Genomic DNA, 18,979 nt, shown 5'->3' with positions numbered 1-18,979 from the left:
TCCGCACGCCGCGGCGACCTGATCAGGACGCGGCGATTTCGTCGTACAGGGCGAGCGTGGCCTGCTGCATGTCGCCCAGGCGATAGCTCTGCAGCGGCGAGATCGGCGGCGCTACCCGCAGCAATTCGGCGGCGCGCTCCACCAGCCGCTCGCGGTCACCGGGAGGCACCCGGCCGGCGGGGTACAACTCGGCCAGCAATTCGCCGACGCCGCCATGGGCGTAGCCCAGCACCGGACGGCACAGCGACAGCGCCTCGACCACGGTGCGGCCGAACGATTCGGGCCGGTTCGACAGCTGCAGCACCAGCGCGGAAATCGCGTAGATGTCGCGCACGTCGTCGCGCGGCGGGCTCAGCACCACCTGCGAAGTCACCCCGCGCAAGCGGATCAGTTCCTGCAGCTCCGCCACGTAGGCCTCACGGCCGGGTTCGATCACCCCCAGCAACAACAGGCGCGCCTCGATCCCCCGTCGCTTCAGGTCGGCCAGCAGCTCGATCGCGTCATGGTGCCCTTTCAGGCGCGTGCCACGACCCGGCAGGGTCAGCAGGGGTGCGCCGGTCAGCGCGGGAAACTCGGCAAGAAAGGCCTTCTGCCAGGCGTCATCGGGCCGGTGGCCATAGGGAAACGCCTGCGGATCGATGCCCCGCGGAATCACCTTGACCCGGCCCGGCTCCAGCCAGCGGTAGTGGCTCAGCACGTAGTCGCGCAAGGTCTGTGACACCGCCACCACGCGCTCGCCGCGCAGCAGGATCGCACTGTAACGCCCGGGTGAATTGAGCCCGTGCACGGTGGTGAGGAAATGCGGCCGCGGCGACATGCCCTTCAACGCCCACCAGCCCATCCAGGCCGGCAGCCGCGACCGGGCATGCACGATGTCCGGCTTGATTTCGCGCAGCAGGCGCCGCAAGGCGCCCAGATGGCCCAGCGTAGACAGCGACTTGCGGCCGATGTCCAGCGTGATGTGCTCGCTGCCCTCGGCCTTCAATTGCTCGACCAGCCGGCCACCCGCCGAGATCACCACCGAGCGGTGGCCAGCCTGCACCAGCGCACGGGCAATCTCCAGCGCTGACCGCTCGGCGCCACCGGAGTGCAGCGCAGGGATCAACTGGACCACGGTCAGCAGCTTGGCGGGCACGGCAATGCTGGACATGAGCTCGGGGCTGGCGGCTTTCATTCCATGAAGGCAAGCAAGAACAATGCCGCCGAAGGGTGTGACTGGCCCGAAAGCTCAGTCCTGCAGCACGTAACAGGCGCCACAGTAGGCACAGGTTGACTCGCCGCCATCATCGACGATCGGCAGGTAGACCTTCGGATGCGAATTCCACAGTTCCATGCCGGGCATGGGACAGGACAGCGGCAGGTCTGCGCGCGTCACTTCATAACGATTTTCGGCATTTGCCGGCACCATCGGCGCCGCCGCAGAGCGGGGGGATGACATCAGTGAACTCCAGACTGGACATCAGGCCGCAAATGGTAGCAGGCTGCAGCCTTCTGTCGGGGGACAGCAGGGGTACCCAAGGAAGCCGGACGCAGCTCCCAGCCGTGAGGCTGCGGTGGCGGTCCTCATCACGTGAGCACTCATCCACGACCCGGCGTTTCGTGCCGGGCCCACTGCAACGAGTTCGGGAGCTGACCATGGATTCAGGAAAGATCATTGCACGCGTCAAGGCCATACTGACCACGCCGAAGACCGAGTGGCCCGTGGCCGCCGCCGAACCGGCCACGGTGAACAGCCTGTTTACTGGCTACATCCTCATCCTCGCCGCCCTGCCCGCGGTGGCCGCCTTCATCAAAGGCAGCCTGATCGGCACCAGCGCATTCGGCATCACCGTGCGCGACTCGATCGGTGGCGGCATCACCCGCATGGTGCTGGGCTACCTGCTGTCGCTGGTCGTGGTCTACCTGATGGCGCTGATCATCAACGCGCTGGCCCCCACCTTCGGCGGCCAGAAGGACATGGTGCAGGCCCTCAAGACCGTGGCCTACGCGTGGACCGCCAGCTGGATTGCGGGCATCGCCGTGATCGTTCCCTGGCTGGGCTGGCTGGTTGCGCTCGCCGGCGCGATCTATGGCGTGTACCTGCTCTACCTCGGCCTGCCGCAGACGATGAAATGTCCGACCGAAAAATCGGCCGGCTACACCGCGGTCAGCGTGATCATCGCCTTCGTGCTGAGCTGGATCGTGGGCGCCATCGTGATCGGCGTGGTCGGCACCGCCGCACTCACCGGCGCGGCGATGGGCGGCATGCATGTCACCGGCAGCAATGGCGACAGCGTCACCATCGACGGCAACAGCGCGATGGGGCAGCTGGCCGCGATGGGCAAGCGCGCCGAACAGGCCAGCAAGGACATGGAAGCCGCGCAGAAATCCGGCGACAGCGCCGCGCAATCCGCCGCGATGGGCAAGATGATGGGCGCGATGGCCGGCACCGACGGCAACGTCGAGGCGCTGGCACCGGACCAGATCAAGGCCTTCCTGCCCGACAGCCTGGGCAACCTCAAGCGCAGCAGCCTGTCGGCCCAGCGCAACAAGGCGATGGGCATGCAGATCTCCGAAGCCAGCGCCGACTATTCCGCCGACAACGGCCAGCACCTCACGCTGGAAGTTTCCGATACCGGCGGCGCCAAAGGGCTGATGTCGCTGGCCAGTGCGATGGCGCCGGAGGAGGAAAAGCAGACCGAGCACGGCTACGAGAAGACTTACAGCGCCGGCGGCAACCTGGTCCACGAGGCATGGGATACGCAGTCGAAATACGGCGAGTACAGCGTGGTGGTCGGCAAGCGATTCACCGTGAAGGCCACCGGCAATGTCGACAGCATCGACCAGCTGAAGCAGGCGGTCGGCAGCGTCGACCTGTCCCGGCTGGAATCGCTGAAGGACACCGGCGTCAAGGCGAACTGACCCACTCGTCCGAACACGAAAAAGCCGCGCCGTCACCGGCGCGGCTTTTTTTGTGTTCGCGCAGACTTACTTCTTCTTCGGCACCGAGCCTTCGGTGGTGATGCGGATGGCGAGCTCGTCGCTGACGTTAGGCACATAGGCGCCGACGCCGAAATCCGAGCGCTTGATGCTGGCGGTGGCGTCGAAACCGATCGACGGCGCCTTGCTCATCGGATGCGGGCCGATCTTGTTCAGCGTCGCGTCCAGCACCACCGTCTTGGTCACACCGTGCACGGTGAGGTTGCCGGTCACCTTGAACTTGTTGCCGCCCAGCGGCTGCACCGCCGTGCTCTTGAAAGTCACCACCGGGTACTTGTCGGCATCGAGGAAGTCCGGCTTCTTCAGGTGCTCGTCCAGCGCCGCCACGTGGGTGTCGAGGCGGGCCAGCGGCAGGGTCACTTCCACGCTGGAATTGGCCGGGTGCTGTTCATCGAACACCACGGTGCCCTCGCCCAGGCCGAGGTCGGCGGTGGGGTTGGAGTAGCCGAAGTGGTTCCAGCTGAACAGGACCATGGTGTGGCTCGGGTCGAGCTGGTAGGTGACCGGGGCGGCCTGGACCGACACGGCGGCGCCGAGCAGGCCGGCGAAAGCGAGGCATTTCAGTGCACGCATAGGTAAGCTCCTGTGAATGGTGGGAAGTGTGGTTCAAGCGAACGTGCAGGCTTCGTCGAACGCCAGGCGGGGGCGACGCCCGAACAGGTTGCGGCTGGCCTCGGAAAGCCACCCGCGCATCGCTATCCTGTGGCGGGGCGCGCCCGAAGTGACGGTATCCTGCCAGTGTATAGGCGGCTGCAGGCGAACGGTCCACCCATGGGAAGAACGTAGAGTGGTCATTCGGGAAACAGTGACGGAGCCTGCAGCCTCATGCTGAACCTGCATGGCGAATGCTGGGTGATCACCGACACGGCCGCCGGCAACCAGCGGCAGGCGCTGGCGCTGGCGGAGTATCTGGGCATGCCCATGCGTCACCTGGTGCTGCAGCCGCGGGCGCCGTGGTCATGGCTGGCGCCGAAACTGGAACTCGGCGGGCGACTGGCCCTGTCCGCCCGCCAGCGCCGCCTGTTCGCGCCGCCCTGGCCGAACGTGGCGATCGGCTGCGGCCGCGCGGCCGCCCTGTTCACCCGCATGCTGCGCCGCCTGTCCGACGGACAGTGCTACACCGTGCAGATCCTGGACCCGCGGATCGATCCCGCCCACTGGGACACCGTCATCGCGCCCCGTCATGACCGGCTCGACGGCCCCAACGTGCTGCAGCCACTCGGCTCGCTGAATCCGGTCGACGACGAATGGCTGGCCGACGGCCGCGATGCCTGCCCCGGCTTTGCCGACTTGCCGCAGCCGCGCGTCGGCGTCCTGCTCGGCGGCTCGCGCCAGGGCATCACGCTGGACGGCGACTATGCGCGCCAGCTGTCGACGCGACTGCTCGAACGCCAGCATGGCGAAGGCGGCAGCCTGCTGGTGCTCGGTTCGCGACGCACCTCGCCCGTGCTGGTCGAAGTGTTCCGCCGCAGCCTGCGCGACGTGCCCGGCCTGGTCTGGGCCGGACCCGACGACGGCCGCAATCCCTATCCGGGCGTGCTCGGCTGGGCCGACCGGCTGGTGGTCACTCCCGATTCGGTGAACATGCTTTCGGAAGCCTGCGCCGTGGGCTGCCCGGTTCAGACTTTCGTCGCCGCGCCGTTGCCGGCGAAGATCGGGCGTTTCCATCACGCCCTGCGCGAGGCCGGGCGGCTGCACGACCTGGACGGCCCGGCCGCTCGTCCACCGCCGCCACTGCGCGAGACCGCAGCGATCGCCGCCGATTTGCTTGCGCTGATCGCGCGACGGCAATCGAACTGAATCACCCGCGCCCGTTCAGTCGAACGCGAACCCCAGTGCGTCGGTGACCTCGCGGACACTGCCGCACAGCTGCGCCAGTTCCGCGTCGCGCGGCGCGATGCGCGAGCGCAGGTCAAGGGTGCAGGCCAGGGCGCGCTGCAGCAGGTCGGCGTGGGCCACGGCGAGGATCGCGGCCTGGTTGTTGTCGAGCAGGCCGGCGCCGCGGCAGGCCTCGATCAGGCCCGCATTGGCGGTGACCCCCAGCAGTGACGGCTGCTGCGCCGCATGCGCCAGCACCAGCCCCTGCAAGGCGAACTCGATATCGAGCAGGCCGCCGTGGCCCTGCTTCAGGTCGAACTGGCGCTCGTCGGAGCGGTCGCGTTCGGCACGCCAGCGCTGGCGCATGCTGCCGACCTCGGCCAGCACGGTGGCGCGTTCGCGCGGCACCGCCAGGATGCTGCGTCGTACCTCGGCCAGCTGCGCGTTGAGCGCCGCGTCGCCGGCCATCGGCCGCGCGCGCAGCAGCGCCTGGTGTTCCCAGGTCCACGCACGACTCTGCTGATAGGCCACGAACGCATCCAGGCTGCTGACCAGCAGCCCCTTGGAGCCATCCGGCCGCAGCCGCGTGTCGACTTCGTACAGGCGCCCGCCGCGGGTCAGCACGGTGAGCCAGTTCATCGCCCGCTGGGCCAGCCGCTGGTACCAGCGCGAACCTTCGATCGGCCGCGCGCCATCGCTCATCGCCTGGGCGCGGCGGCCGTCGTAGACGAACACCAGGTCCAGATCCGAGGCGAAACCCAGCTCCTCGCCGCCGAGGCTGCCGTAGCCCAGCACCGAGAAGCCCGAACCTTCGCCGGGCAGCCGGCCGTGCTGCGCCACCAGCTCGCGCTCGGCCAGGGCCAGCACCGCGCCGACCACCGACTCGGCCAGCGCGGCGAGCCGGCGCGCGGTGGCTACCGCGTCGGCGCGGCCGTCGTTGAACGCCAGACCCAGCCGGAAGGCGGTCGACGCCTTGAACTCGTTGACCCGCTCCAGTTCCGCCTCGGCCTCGCGTTCCTCCAGCGTGCCCAGCACGCGGACGATCTCGGCGGCGATGTCGGCGCGCTTGAACGGCAGTTGGTCGATGCGCGGATCGAGCACGTCGTCCAGCAGCAGCGGTTGCGCGATCACCCGTTCGGCCAGGAAGGCACTGTCGGCGAACAACCGCACCAGCCGGCGTCGCGCGGCCGGCTGCTCCTCCAGCAGGGCCAGGTAGGACGAACGCCGCGCCACCGCCTGCATCAGGCGGACCAGCCGCAGCAGACTGGCCACCGGCGCCTTGCTGGCGCGGGCGGCCTCGAACAGCTGCGGCATCAGGTGATCGAGCCGTTCGCGCGAACGAGGCGACATCGCGCGCACCGAAGCCGCCTGCGGCAGCTTCAGCAAGGCGTCGGCCAGTTCGCTGCCGGGCACGAAGCCGGAACTTTCCAGCACGCCGGCGTCCAGCGACTCGTCGCAGGCGTGTTGCCACAGTTGCAGGTCGGCGACCGGCACGCTGGCGGCGCGGCCGCCCTGCGGCATCAGGACCGCGGCGAACTCCTCGCTGACGATGGCCCGCTGCGCCGCCAGCGCCGCCTGCAGGCTGTCCCAGTCCGGATGGTCCAGGCTCAGCGCCAGGCGCTCGCGACTGAGCGCATCGGGCGGGATGTCATGGGTCTGCGCATCGCGCAGCATCTGCACCCGGTTCTCCACGCGCCGCAGCAGCACGTAGGCCTGGCGCAGCGCACGCGCCCGCGCGGCGGGAATGTGGCCGCGCGCCTCGCACGCGGTCAGCGCCGGCAGCAGGCCACGCACGCGCAGGCTCGGCTCGCGGCCGCCACGGATCAGCTGGGTCAGCTGCACGATGAACTCGATCTCGCGGATGCCACCGGGGCCCAGTTTCAGATTGTCGGCCAGATCCTTGCGCGCCACTTCCGCATCGATCAGCGACTTCATCTCGCGCAGGCCGGCGAACGCGGTGTAGTCGAGGTATTTGCGGTAGACGAACGGTCGCAGCAATTCCTGCAACTGCTTGCCGGCGGCACGATCGCCGGCGACCGGGCGCGCCTTGATCCACGCGTAGCGTTCCCAGTCGCGGCCTTCGCTCTGGTAGTACTGCTCCATCGCGGCGAACGACAAGGCCAGCCGGCCGGCGTTGCCGAACGGGCGCAGGCGCATGTCGACCCGGGCGCAGATGCCGTCCATGGTCGGCTCGTTGAGCAGGCGCACCAGCTGGCGGCCCAGCCGCACGAAGTACTCGCTGTTGTCGAGCGGCCGCGCGCCGTCGGTGTGGCCGCCGTGCGGGTAGGCGAACACCAGGTCGATGTCCGAGGAGAAATTCAGCTCCGACCCGCCCAGCTTGCCGAAGCCGATCACCAGCAGGCGTTGCAACGCGCCCTCGGGGTTGCGGCTGTGGCCGTAGCGCGCGGCCAGCATCCGCTCGGACCAGCCCAGTGCCAGTTCCAGCAGCACCTCGTACAACACGCTGGTCGCCGACAGGGTTTCCGGCAGCTCGTCCAGCCCGTTGGCATCGCGGAACACCAGCCGCAATGCCTCGGCGTGGCGGAAGCGGCGCAGCGCGACCATGCACCCGGCCTCGTCCTCCGGCAGCTTCAGCGCCTCGACGCGCGCACTGGCATCACTGCCCGAGCGCAGGCGCTCCAGCCCGGCCGGTGCCAGCAATTGCGGCTGGCGACACCAGGTGTCGAAGGCGAAATCGCTGGCCAGCAGGGTACGCCGGATGCGCTCGGCCACGCCGGCGTCGTCGTGCAGCGGCACGCCGGCCGCGCGGCAGCGACTGGCGAGTTCGCCATAACGGTCATCGATCAGTGCGCGCAGTGCGGGGCTTGCCGGATGGGTCATCCGGGCATTGTGCCGCATGGCGGGCGGCTGCCGGCAGCTGAGCACCGCTTGAACAAGCCCTCGACAAGCCGGACACTCGCCGGCCACGCCTACTCCTTGTTCATCTGGCCGCCATTACATTGGCGCGTCCAGACCATGACAGCAAACGCAGGACTGCCATGCCGCCACTTGCTTCCCCGCCCGTTTCCCGTTGGCGAGCGATCGCTTCCCGGGTCGCGCTGCTGTTGCTGCTGGCCGTGGCCTTCGTGCTGCTGACCGGGTGGGTGGACGGTGGCGTCGGCGTGACCCCTCTGCGCATCTTCGACCAGGCACGTTACCCGCTGGCCAACGCCTTGCCGGGCCTGCTGCTGGCAGCGCTGCTGCTGGCGATCAGCCGGCGCGCATGGCTTTCGTTCGCGCTGGCGTTCCTGTTGCAGGGCCTGCTGTACGCGGTGAACGTGCTCAAGGTGGCCAACCTCGGCACGCCGCTGTTGCCGGACGACTTCCGCATCGTGGGGCAGTTGCACAAGGGTGGCATGCACCTGCTGTCGGGCTATCTGCCGCACAGCGCGTGGCCGTACCTCGGCCTGCTCGCCGCGGTGATCGCGATCGTGGTGGCGTGGCGACTGGAACCGCCGCTGTTCGAACGCCGCCCGCGGTTGCCGCGCGCGCTCGGTGGCGGCGTGGCGGCACTGGCACTGCTCACGATGCTGGTCGGCCTGCAGGCGTGGACGAAGATCTACAACGCGAAGACCTTGTGGCTGGAGCCGTGGTCGGCCATTTCCACCACCACCCATTCCGGCCTGATCAGCTCGCTGATGCTGTTCCACCTGCAATACGGCAAGGGTGCGCACAAGCCGGATCCGATCACGGCCAGCCGTCTGATCAACCAGTCCGCGCCGGCACTGCTGCAGTCCATGCAGGCGGCGACACCGGCGGCGGCCGACCTGCCGGACGTGGTGGTGGTGCAAAGCGAGTCGTTCTTCGACCCGACCATCATGCGCGGCTACGAGCACAGCAACTTCGCGCCCAATCTGCGCCGGCTGGCTGCGCACGGCATCAGTGGCAAACTGCACGTGCCCACTTTTGGTGGCGGCACCATCCGCACCGAGTTCGAATTCCTCACCGGCCTGTCGCTGCGCTATTTCGACAACCTGCAGTTCCCCTATCTGCAGATGAGTCACCAGGCACTGCCGGGACTGGTCCGCACGCTGAGCCGGCACGGCTATTCGACGCTGGCACTGCACGGCAACGACCCGGCGTTCTGGAACCGCACTACCGCGTTCAAGGCGATCGGCTTCGATCACTTCGTGTCGCAGTCGTCGTTCCCACCCGGCGCGCCCAACGACGGCAAGTACATGGCCGACAGCGCGATGACCGACGAGATCATGACCCAGCTGAAGGATCAGGGCCCACCGCAGTTCATCTTCGCCATCAGCATCGAGGCGCACGGCCCGTACGACGTCGAGCCCACCCATGTCGCCGAGCGCGACGCGATCCCGGTGCCCGCCGGCATCACCGGCCGCGACAAGCTGGAGCTGCAGAACTACCTGTATCACCTCAAGCATGCCGATGCCGAGCTGGGACGCCTGGTGAAGCTGCTGGCGGCACGCGAGCGTCCCAGCGTGGTGTTGTTCTACGGCGATCACCTGCCAGCGTTGAGCAACAGCTACCAGATCACCGGCTTCGTCGACGGCGGCGACATGCTGAGCCAGGCCGGCGTGTGGCTGCTGGTCGATCCGAAGCACCCGGGCAAGCGCAGCACGGCCGACACCGCCTCCTGGCTGCTGCCCGGCAAACTGCTGGCGCACATCGGCATCCACGACGATCCGTACTTCGCGCTGACCGAACTGGTCGGCCCACAGCTGGCCTCGCTCACCGAGGCGCCCGGCGCACCGCCATTGCCCGAGGGCGACGACCTGCAACAACTCGACAAGGCCATGGCCAGCGTCGAACAGCTGCGCATGAGCAACAAGCTGGACAGCCTGCTGCCGCAGCCCGCACCGGCGCCCGCGCCTGGCCAGATCGTCCACAACGCCGCACCACCGGCACCACGGCCGGCATCCTCCGCGCAGTGACGCGAACAGTGGCGCCTTTGCCCCGGACTCGCCGTTCAGCGAGCTGTCCGACGACTGAAGAGCGCGACCCGGTATTCACGCGGCAGTCGGGCGAGGCCGCCTAGCGTCGGTGTGGCCGTCGGCGCGTGCCATGCGCTTGCGGCGGCATTCCCCACCTGGAGGTCACCCTCATGCGCAAGACCATGCTTTCCGCCCTCATCATCGGTGCCAGCGTATTCACTGCTTCCGCCTTCGCCCAGGCCAGCCTCGGCGGTGCCGCTCACATTGGCGCCGGCGCCCACGTCGGCGCAGCCGCACCAAGCGCCATGCACGCCGTTGGCCAGACCACCGCGCAGACGGAGCAGACCCTGCACCGCACCGGTTCCCACGCGAAGCACCGGACCCGCAAGGCCGCTGACCGGACCCGCTCGACCGTCAATGACCACGCCAACGCCAATGCCAACGCGAATGCGAATGGCACGATCGGAGCGGGCGCCGGCGACTCGCATGCGGGCGCCAACGCCAACGTCGCTACCGGTGCCGGTCTCGATACAGCCGCCACCGCAGGCAGGGCTGGTGAGATGGGCCGGGGCGTGGGCGGCGACGTGCGCGATACCGCGCATTCGGCGATCCAGTCCACCGACCGCGCGGCCGGCTCGGTCGGCGACGCGGTACAGGGCGTCAACGCCAGCGGCAACGCCGCCGCCAGCGGCAGTGTCCACGCCCACGGGCACTGAGTTCACTGCCACCAACCCGGCAGATATCGCCGGGATTCCGGCGCCACAAAAAAGAAAACCCCGCCGAGGCGGGGTTTTCTTTTGTCGTGCCTTGAGCGGGGAACTCAGAAGTCCATGCCGCCCATGCCACCCATGCCGCCGCCCATGCCACCGCCGTGGCTGTGGCCTTCGTCCTTCTTCGGCAGCTCGGCAACGATCGCCTCGGTGGTGATCGCCAGGCCGGCCACCGACGCGGCGTGCTGCAGGGCCGAACGGGTGACCTTGGTCGGGTCCAGGATGCCCATGGCAACCATGTCGCCGTACTCGCCGCTGGCGGCGTTGTAGCCGAAGTTGCCGGTGCCTTCCTTGACCTTGTTCAACACCACCGACGGTTCTTCGCCGGCGTTGGCGACGATCGCGCGCAGCGGCGCTTCCAGCGCGCGGCGGGTGATCGCAATGCCCAGGTCCTGGTCGGTGTTGTCGCCCTTCAGGCCTTCGACGGCCTTCAGCGCGCGGATCAGCGCCACGCCACCACCGGGGACCACGCCTTCCTCGACCGCTGCACGGGTGGCGTGCAGGGCGTCTTCGACGCGTGCCTTCTTTTCCTTCATCTCGACTTCGGTAGCCGCACCGACCTTGATCACGGCCACGCCGCCGGCCAGCTTGGCCACGCGTTCCTGCAGCTTCTCGCGGTCGTAGTCGGAGGAGGTCTCCTCGATCTGCGCCTTGATCTGGCCGATGCGCGACTGGATCTTCTCGGCCTCGCCCGCGCCGTCGATGATCGTGGTGTTTTCCTTGGTGATGACGATGCGCTTGGCGCGACCCAGATCGTTGATCGTGGTCTTCTCCAGCGACAGGCCCACTTCCTCGGACACTACCTGGCCGTTGGTCAGCACCGCGATGTCTTCCAGGATCGCCTTGCGACGGTCACCGAAGCCCGGCGCCTTCACGGCGGCGACCTTGACGATGCCGCGGATGGTGTTGACCACCAGGGTGGCCAGCGCCTCGCCCTCGACTTCCTCGGCCACGATCAGCAGCGGCTTGCCGGCCTTGGCGACGGCTTCCAGCACGGGCAGCAGCTCGCGCACGTTGGACACCTTCTTGTCGTGGATCAGGATGAACGGGTCATCCATTTCGACCTGCTGGCTCTGCTGGTTGTTGATGAAGTACGGCGACAGGTAGCCGCGGTCGAACTGCATGCCTTCGACCACGTCGAGTTCATTGTCCAGGCCCGAGCCTTCCTCGACCGTGATCACGCCTTCTTTGCCGACCTTCTTCATCGCGGTGGCGATGATGTCGCCGATGTTGGTGTCGGAGTTGGCGGAGATCGTGCCGACCTGGGCGATTTCCTTGTCATTCGCGGTCGGGTTGGAGAGCTTCTTCAGCTCGCCCACGGCGGCCACGACGGCCTTGTCGATGCCGCGCTTCAGGTCCATCGGGTTGATGCCCGCGGCGACGGCCTTAAGGCCTTCCTGGATGAACGCCTGCGCCAGCACGGTGGCGGTGGTGGTGCCGTCACCGGCGACGTCGGAGGTCTTGGAAGCGGCTTCCTTGACGATCTGTGCGCCGAGGTTCTCGTACTTGTCGGCCAGCTCGATCTCCTTGGCGACGGACACGCCGTCCTTGGTGATCGTGGGGGCACCGAAGCTCTTCTCGAGCACGACATTGCGGCCCTTCGGGCCCAGGGTGACCTTGACGGCATTGGCGAGCGTGTTCACGCCCTTGAGGATGCGCGAGCGGGCGTCTTCGCCGAAACGGACTTCTTTAGCGGCCATAAAATTTTTCCTTGAAAAATTTTGAATAAGTAAGGGGAAACGTCACGAAAGAGCTGCAAGAAGGAGCCAAAGGCGACCGGGAGCGCGGCTTTCGCGCTACACCACCAGGCTCCAGCTCAATCAGCCCTCGATCACCGCCACGATGTCGTCTTCCTTCAGGAACACGAGCTCTTCGCCGTCGATCTTGATTTCCTGGCCGGCGTACTTGCCGAACAGCACCACGTCGCCAGCCTTCAGCGACATCGGACGGACCTTGCCGTCGGCCATGATCAGGCCGGTACCTGCGGCGACGACCTTGCCGCGAGTCGGCTTTTCGGTGGCGCTGTCGGGGATCACGATGCCGCCGGCGGAGACGCGCTCTTCTTCGAGACGCTTGACGATGACGCGGTCATGCAGGGGACGCAGTGTGCTCATGGAGGACTCCAGCTGGTTCAAACAGTTGATGGACAAGGTCTTGCAGAGCCCGGACGGCAGCTCTGTTAGCACTCGATGGTAATGAGTGCCAATTCTACGCAGATAGCATCCCGCAGCAAGAGTGTTCGTACGCGGGGATGGACAGCACATTGGGCGAACCCGGCAGCGTTTCAAGGGCGCGGCGGTGAATCACCTCGCGCAAGCTCGGCTACGCTGCCGGCATGACCATGACCGATCCCGCCACCGTCCTGCTCTGCCATTGCAGCTGCCCCGACCAGGCCTGCGCCCGCCAACTGGCCGAAACGCTGGTTGGCGAACGGCTGGCCGCCTGCGTCAACCAGCTGCCGGGCGTGCAATCGACCTATCGCTGGCAGGGTGCCGTCACCACCGACAGCGAGGTGCTGCTGCTGATCAAGACCACCGCCGGTCGTTTCGAGGCGCTGAAGGCGCGGCTGCTGCAACTGCACCCTTACGAACTGCCGGAACTGGTCGCGGTGCCCGTGACCCACGGTCACGACGCCTATCTGGACTGGGTGCGTGCCAACGTCGCAGGGGGATTCGCGGCGACTGGGCCATAATGGTCATCCACCCGCGCGGCGCGCGGGCCGCACTGTTCCCGGAGTCGTGATGCGATCAATGCTTGCCGGCCGGATGGCCGTTCGCCTGCTGATCGGGCTGAGTCTGCTGTTTGCCATGTTGCCCGCGTTCGCCCAGGACACGGCCGAACTGCTGCCGGTGACCGAGGCCTACAAGCTCAGCGCCGATGCCGGCACGCCCGGCGTGCTGAAGCTGCACTGGACGATCGCGCCGGACTATTACCTCTACCGCGGCCGCATGAAGTTCAAGGGTGGCGATGGCGTCAGCCTGGGCACAGCGCAGTTGCCCGACGGCGAGAAACATCACGACGAATACCTCGGTGACGTGGAGACCTATCACCACGGCGTCGACGCCAGCATTCCGTACACCGTGGCCGCCGGCACCGATCGCCTGCGGATCAGCGTGCAATACCAGGGCTGCCACGAAGTCGATCCGAAGATCTGCTACCCGCCGCATACCGAGAAGCTCGACTTGCCGCTGCCCGCCGATGGCGCCGCCGCGGCGGCCCCCGTCGCCGGCTCGCTGGGCGCCGCGCTCGGCCAGCTCGGCAGCAACAGGATCGAGGCCGTGGCGGGCACGGTCGGCGCGCCGCTGCCCGCCGAACAGGCCTTCCGTTTCGAGGCGCTGGCGCAGAACCCGCACCAGTTGCTGCTGCGCTGGACGATGCCCAGGGGTTACTACCTGTATCGCGACCAGACCACGCTGAAACTCGAAAACGCCGGCGGCCTCGCCCTGAAACCCGCGTGGCCGGCCGGTACCGCGCACCACGACGAGCACTACGGCGACGTCACCGTGTATTTCGACCAGGTCGAGCTGCCGGTGGCGGTCGAGGGCGACCTCGGCGACGCCAGAGCGCTGACCCTGCTGGCCAGTTTCCAGGGTTGCCAGGACGGCGGCCTGTGCTATCCGCTGATGACCCGCCGCGTGAACCTCGATCTTGGCAGTGGCGCCACCGTCACCGGCCAGACCACCGAAACCCCGCCGGAACTGCCACCGGGCAATGCTGATTCGGTTCCGGCTGACTCGGTTCCGGCTGACTCGGTTCCGGCCGACTCGGTTCCGGCCGGCCCGGCCCCGCTGCAAGTGAGCCTGATCGCTGCCCTGTTGCTGGCGCTGGGCGGCGGCCTGGTGCTGAACCTGATGCCGTGCGTGCTGCCGGTGTTGTCGATCAAGGCCGTCAGCGTGCTGGAAAGCGCGGAAAGCCACGCCGCGGCGCGCCGTCACGCACTGTTCTATACCGCTGGCGTGCTGTGCAGTTTCGCGGCACTCGGCCTGGGCATCCTGGCCCTGCGCGCGGCGGGGCATGCGCTGGGCTGGGGCTCGCAACTGCAACAACCCCTGGTGGTCGGCGTGCTCGCCTGCCTGATGCTGGCGGTCGGCTTGTCGATGTCCGGCGTGGTGCAGTTCGGCGCCTCGCTGGGCAATACCGGCGCCAGCCTTGCCGCGCGCTCCGGTCCGGCCGGCGACTTTTTCACCGGCGTGCTGGCCGTGGTGGTGGCCAGCCCGTGCACCGCGCCGTTCATGGGCAGCGCGCTGGCCTATGCCTTCGCCGCACCGATGGTTTCGGCCCTGCTGGTGTTCCTGATGCTGGGCGTCGGCCTGGCGCTGCCGTTCCTGGCGGTGGGCTTCGTCCCGGCGCTGGGCCGTCTGCTGCCACGGCCGGGACGCTGGATGGAAACGCTGAAGCAGGTGCTGGCCTTCCCGATGTACCTCACCGCCGCGTGGCTGGTCTGGGTGCTGGCCAATCAGCGCGGCGCCGACGCTGTCGGCCTGGTGCTGGTGGCGATGGTGCTGCTGGCGATGACCCTGTGGTGGTTCGAGCGCAGCCGCTCGCGCGGCGCGATCAGCAAGCTCGCGGTGGTGGTGCTGGCCATCGCCACCGTGGTGCCGATGGCCCTGCTCGCCCACGTGCCGCCGCCGTCGGCCAGCGCGGCGATCGAGGAAGGCGTGGTCGCCTACAGTCCGGAAAAACTGGCCAGCCTGCGCACCGCCGGCACGCCGGTGTTCGTCGACATGACCGCCGACTGGTGCGTCACCTGCAAGGCGAACGAGCACACCGTGCTGGACACCGACGCCTTCCGCGCCCTGCTCAAGCGCACCGGCGCGGTCTACATGAAAGGTGACTGGACCGACGTCAACCCGACCATCAGCGCCTTCCTGCAGCAATACAACTCGCCCGGCGTGCCGTTGTACGTGGTCTTCCCGAAGAACGGCGGCCCCGGCAAACAGCTGTCCACCGTGCTGACCCGCTCGATGGTCGAGCAGGCGCTGACGGAAGCGGCGCGCTGATGCTCAGTCGCGGCAACTGGACCATTCTCGGCCTGGCCGCGCTGGCCGCCGCGGTCGGCGGCTACGCGCAGCACCACCTGCAGACGGCCCCGGCCGCAGCGGTGACCACCGCGGCTTCGACCATCATCGGCCAGCCGTTGCCGGCGCTGAGCCTGCCCGACCTGGATGGCAGGCTGCATGATCTGGGCGAGTATCGCGGACGCCGCGTACTGATCAATCTGTGGGCCAGCTGGTGCCTGCCCTGTCTGCAGGAAATGCCCGCGCTGGTCAAAGCCCAGCAGAAATTCGGCGATCATGGGGCGATCGTGATCGGAATTGCGCTGGACGAGCCAGCTCACGTTCGGGCCTTTTTGGCCGCACATCCGGTGAATTACCCGATCTTGATCGGCCAACCGGAATCGCCGGGCACGTCGCTGAAACTGGGAAATACCCTGCGGAACCTCCCTTACAGCGTGCTTGTCGCCGACGATGGGCGCATTTTGGCCACACATGCGGGAGCCATGACCGCCGATCAGATGGAGCAGTGGCTGGCTCCCTGATCCACGCGTCGTCCGAAGGCGGCCGACATACGGTTACGCACGGGAACCCGGCGCTTCTCCGTCAAACATCGCCGATCTGCGGCGAACTGGACAAGACTGCTGGGGGCGCGCACACTGCGCCCGTTCCGGGGCGTCCGGACGCGGCCTTGGACAATGACGTTGGCGAAAATCCTGGTCCTGCATGGACCCAACCTCAATTTGCTGGGCGCCCGCGAACCGGAGATCTACGGTCACGAGACGTTGACCGACATCAACCAGCAACTGGCCGAGCGCGCGCAAGCCGCGGGGCACGAACTGGTCTGGTTCCAGTCCAACGCCGAGCATGAACTGATCGGGCGGGTGCACCAGGCCCGTGACGATGGCACGGCGATGATCCTGTGCAATGCCGGTGCGTTCACGCACACCAGCATCGCGCTGCGCGATGCGTTCGCCGCCACGGCCATTCCGTTCATCGAGGTACACCTGTCCAACGTCTTTGCCCGCGAGCCGTTCCGCCACCACTCCCATCTTTCCGACATCGCGGTCGGCGTGATCTGCGGCTTCGGCGGCAACAGCTACCGGCTGGCGCTCGACGCGACGCTGCAACGGCTGCAAACCGCCGCCACGGCCTGAGCGCCGGCGACCCACCCACTCATCTTCCAGCCACCCGCGCGTGGCATGACTGACCAAAGGCTGATCCGATGGATTTGCGCAAAATCAAGAAACTGATCGACTTGCTCGAGGAATCCAACCTCGCCGAACTGGAGATCAAGGAGGGCGAGGAAGTCGTCCGCCTGTCGCGCGTGCCGAAGAACGCCGCGCCGGTCGCGGCCGCCCCGGCGGTTGCCGTCGCTCCGGTCGCCGTCGCCGCTCCCGCCCCGGTGGCGGCCACCGCGGCAGAGCCGGCACCGTCCTCTGCACTGCCCGCCGGCACCGTGATCAAGGCGCCGATGGTCGGCACCTTCTACGCCTCGGCTACCCCGGGCACGCCCGCCTTCGTCAAGGTCGGCCAGCAGGTCAAGGCCGGCGAGACGCTGGGCATCATCGAGGCGATGAAGATGTTCAACCAGATCGAAGCCGAAGTCGCGGGCACCGTCCAGGCGATCCTGGTCGAGAACGGCCAGCCGGTGGAATTCGACGAACCGATGTTCGTGATTGCCTGAGGGCCGGGAATCGGGAATGGAGAATGGGGAATCGTTCAAGCGGCCGCATGAGGGTCTGCAGGTGTGGCAAGACGCCATGCACCTCGTCGAAGCGATCTACGAACTTTCCGCAGGATTCCCAGACACCGAGCGTTTCGGCCTCACATCACAAATTCGCCGCGCCGCAATCAGCATTCCCTCGAACATCGCCGAAGGCGCGGCTCGTCGATCCAGACAGGAGTACCAGCGCTTTCTCTCGATTGCCCGGGGCTCGTTGTCGGAATTGGATACCCAGTATCAGATCGCGATCCGGTTGGGCTTTGCACAGGAGTGCCAACCCGTGAACGACCTCACCAATCGCGTTTTCGCAAGAATTACGGCATTGCTCAACGCACTCGAAAAGCCCAAGGGGGCGCGATGAACATGATGTTGATCTTCCCATTCCCCATTCCCGATTCCCGATTCCCATGCTAGAAAAAGTCGTCATCGCCAATCGTGGCGAAATCGCGTTGCGCGTGTTGCGCGCCTGCCACAGTCTGGGCATCAAGACCGTGGCGGTGCATTCCACGGTGGATCGCAACCTCAAGCACGTCGGCCTGGCCGACGAGTCGATCTGCATCGGCCCGGGGCCGTCGGTCGACAGCTACCTCAACATCCCGCGGATCATCGCGGCGGCGGAGATCACCGACGCCCAGGCGATCCACCCGGGTTACGGCTTCCTGTCCGAGCGCGCGGATTTCGCCGAGCAGGTCGAGCAGTCCGGTTTCATCTTCATCGGTCCCACCGCCGACGTGATCCGCCTGATGGGCGACAAGGTCGAGGCGATCAAGGCAATGAAGGCGGCCGGCGTACCGTGCGTGCCAGGCTCCGGCGGCCCGCTGGGCGAGGATGTCGACACCAACATCAAGATCGCCCGCGAGATCGGCTACCCGGTGATCATCAAGGCCGCCGGTGGCGGCGGTGGCCGCGGCATGCGCGTGGTGCGCACCGAGGCGCACCTGGGCAACTCCATCGTGATGACCAAGCAGGAGGCCAAGGCGGCTTTCGGCAACGACGTGGTCTACATGGAGAAATTCCTGGAGAACCCGCGCCACGTGGAAGTCCAGGTGCTGGCCGACGGCCAGGGCAACGCGATCCACCTGGGCGAGCGCGACTGCTCGATGCAGCGCCGCCACCAGAAGGTGGTCGAGGAAGCTCCCGCTCCCGGCATCACGCCCGAGCTGCGCGCCGAGATCGGCAAGGTCTGCGTGGATGCCTGCATCCGCATCGGCTACCGCGGCGCCGGCACGTTCGAATTCCTGTTCGAGAATGGCCGCTTCTACTTCATCGAGATGAACACCCGCATCCAGGTCGAGCACCCGGTGACCGAGTGGATCACCGGCGTCGACCTGGTCCGCGAGCAGTTGCTGATCGCCGGCGGCGAGAAGCTGTCGATCAGGCAGGAAGACATCGTGATCCGCGGCCATTCGATCGAGTGCCGCATCAACGCCGAGGACCCGGACACCTTCATGCCGAGCCCGGGCACGGTGAAGCGCTTCGAGGCGCCGGGCGGCCCGGGCGTGCGCGTCGACACGCACCTGTACGACGGCTACCGCATTCCGCCGAACTACGATTCGATGATCGGCAAGCTGATCGTGCACGGCCCCGACCGCGCCACCGCGATCGCCCGGATGCAGCTGGCGTTGGCGGAAACCGTGATCGAAGGGGTGAAGTGCAACATCCCGCTGCAGCAGAAGATCATGGCCGACGTCGGCTTCCAGCATGGCGGGCAGAACATCCATTACCTGGAAAAGCGCATGGCCGAGCAGAAGGAGAAACGAGAAGTGAGTGCGGAGAAGTGAGGTGTGAGTAAAG

At 67.3% G+C, this 18,979-nt stretch carries 17 protein-coding genes; 11 read left to right on the top strand and 6 right to left on the bottom strand.

What is annotated here, in order from left to right:
- Positions 1-22: 22 nt before the first annotated feature.
- Complete coding sequence (locus ASD55_RS17490) at positions 23-1,150, bottom strand: glycosyltransferase (protein ID WP_056768377.1); 1,128 nt, start codon at positions 1,148-1,150, stop codon at positions 23-25.
- Positions 1,151-1,228: 78 nt separating this feature from the next.
- The gene (locus ASD55_RS17485) at positions 1,229-1,438 is read right to left on the bottom strand and encodes a zinc-finger domain-containing protein (RefSeq protein WP_056718035.1); all 210 of its coding nucleotides are present in this window, start codon (positions 1,436-1,438) and stop codon (positions 1,229-1,231) included.
- 197 nt (positions 1,439-1,635) lie between these two features.
- Here ASD55_RS17485 and ASD55_RS17480 point away from each other — a divergent pair, with 197 nt between their 5' ends.
- Complete coding sequence (locus ASD55_RS17480; RefSeq protein ID WP_056768254.1) at positions 1,636-2,901, top strand: Yip1 family protein; 1,266 nt, start codon at positions 1,636-1,638, stop codon at positions 2,899-2,901.
- 66 nt (positions 2,902-2,967) lie between these two features.
- Here ASD55_RS17480 and ASD55_RS17475 read toward each other — a convergent pair whose 3' ends face one another.
- Positions 2,968-3,552 (bottom strand): YceI family protein, encoded by a 585-nt coding sequence (locus ASD55_RS17475; RefSeq protein WP_056768251.1) that lies wholly within the window; start codon positions 3,550-3,552, stop codon positions 2,968-2,970.
- A 252-nt stretch (positions 3,553-3,804) separates the two neighbouring features.
- On the opposite strand from ASD55_RS17475, the gene ASD55_RS17470 reads away from it, so the two are divergent.
- On the top strand, positions 3,805-4,779 hold the full coding sequence (locus ASD55_RS17470) for a mitochondrial fission ELM1 family protein (RefSeq protein WP_056768249.1): 975 nt from the start codon (positions 3,805-3,807) through the stop codon (positions 4,777-4,779).
- Between the two features lie 15 nt (positions 4,780-4,794).
- Here the strand turns inward: ASD55_RS17470 and glnE are convergent, their stop codons facing one another.
- Positions 4,795-7,638, bottom strand: a complete 2,844-nt coding sequence (glnE, locus tag ASD55_RS17465) for a bifunctional [glutamate--ammonia ligase]-adenylyl-L-tyrosine phosphorylase/[glutamate--ammonia-ligase] adenylyltransferase (RefSeq protein WP_056768247.1) — start codon at positions 7,636-7,638, stop codon at positions 4,795-4,797.
- Positions 7,639-7,796: 158 nt separating this feature from the next.
- On the opposite strand from glnE, the gene ASD55_RS17460 reads away from it, so the two are divergent.
- Both ASD55_RS17460 and ASD55_RS17455 read left to right on the top strand, forming a co-directional pair.
- Positions 7,797-9,695, top strand: coding sequence for an LTA synthase family protein (locus ASD55_RS17460; protein ID WP_056718029.1), 1,899 nt, complete (start codon positions 7,797-7,799; stop codon positions 9,693-9,695).
- Positions 9,696-9,865: 170 nt separating this feature from the next.
- Positions 9,866-10,411, top strand: a complete 546-nt coding sequence (locus ASD55_RS17455) for a hypothetical protein (RefSeq protein ID WP_056718028.1) — start codon at positions 9,866-9,868, stop codon at positions 10,409-10,411.
- 104 nt (positions 10,412-10,515) lie between these two features.
- Here ASD55_RS17455 and groL read toward each other — a convergent pair whose 3' ends face one another.
- A complete protein-coding gene (gene groL / locus ASD55_RS17450; protein ID WP_056768241.1) occupies positions 10,516-12,165 on the bottom strand; it encodes a chaperonin GroEL in 1,650 nt (549 codons plus the stop codon).
- A gap of 120 nt (positions 12,166-12,285) precedes the next feature.
- Positions 12,286-12,579, bottom strand: a complete 294-nt coding sequence (locus ASD55_RS17445) for a co-chaperone GroES (protein WP_007806603.1) — start codon at positions 12,577-12,579, stop codon at positions 12,286-12,288.
- A gap of 221 nt (positions 12,580-12,800) precedes the next feature.
- Here ASD55_RS17445 and cutA point away from each other — a divergent pair, with 221 nt between their 5' ends.
- The 7 genes from cutA to accC all read left to right on the top strand — a co-directional run bounded on the left by cutA (position 12,801) and on the right by accC (position 18,966).
- Complete coding sequence (gene cutA, locus ASD55_RS17440; RefSeq protein ID WP_056718026.1) at positions 12,801-13,157, top strand: divalent-cation tolerance protein CutA; 357 nt, start codon at positions 12,801-12,803, stop codon at positions 13,155-13,157.
- Between the two features lie 49 nt (positions 13,158-13,206).
- On the top strand, positions 13,207-15,465 hold the full coding sequence (locus ASD55_RS17435; RefSeq protein WP_056718025.1) for a protein-disulfide reductase DsbD: 2,259 nt from the start codon (positions 13,207-13,209) through the stop codon (positions 15,463-15,465).
- On the top strand, positions 15,465-16,004 hold the full coding sequence (locus ASD55_RS17430; protein WP_056718024.1) for a TlpA disulfide reductase family protein: 540 nt from the start codon (positions 15,465-15,467) through the stop codon (positions 16,002-16,004). Before ASD55_RS17435 ends, ASD55_RS17430 begins: the two co-directional genes overlap by 1 nt.
- Positions 16,005-16,163: 159 nt before the next feature.
- Entirely contained in the window at positions 16,164-16,616 is a 453-nt protein-coding gene (gene aroQ, locus ASD55_RS17425) for a type II 3-dehydroquinate dehydratase (RefSeq protein WP_056718068.1), read from the top strand.
- A gap of 68 nt (positions 16,617-16,684) precedes the next feature.
- Positions 16,685-17,146 (top strand): acetyl-CoA carboxylase biotin carboxyl carrier protein, encoded by a 462-nt coding sequence (gene accB, locus ASD55_RS17420; RefSeq protein ID WP_056768240.1) that lies wholly within the window; start codon positions 16,685-16,687, stop codon positions 17,144-17,146.
- Positions 17,147-17,162: 16 nt separating this feature from the next.
- Positions 17,163-17,546, top strand: a complete 384-nt coding sequence (locus tag ASD55_RS17415) for a four helix bundle protein (protein WP_056718022.1) — start codon at positions 17,163-17,165, stop codon at positions 17,544-17,546.
- Between the two features lie 46 nt (positions 17,547-17,592).
- Entirely contained in the window at positions 17,593-18,966 is a 1,374-nt protein-coding gene (gene accC, locus ASD55_RS17410; protein ID WP_056768238.1) for an acetyl-CoA carboxylase biotin carboxylase subunit, read from the top strand.
- The last annotated feature ends 13 nt before the right edge of the window (positions 18,967-18,979 follow it).

The sequence above is a fragment of the Rhodanobacter sp. Root561 genome, assembly GCF_001427365.1.
In the GTDB taxonomy this organism is placed as follows: domain Bacteria; phylum Pseudomonadota; class Gammaproteobacteria; order Xanthomonadales; family Rhodanobacteraceae; genus Rhodanobacter.
Note: the sequence above shows the minus strand (reverse complement) of the source record. Positions and strands in the feature narration are given on the sequence as shown.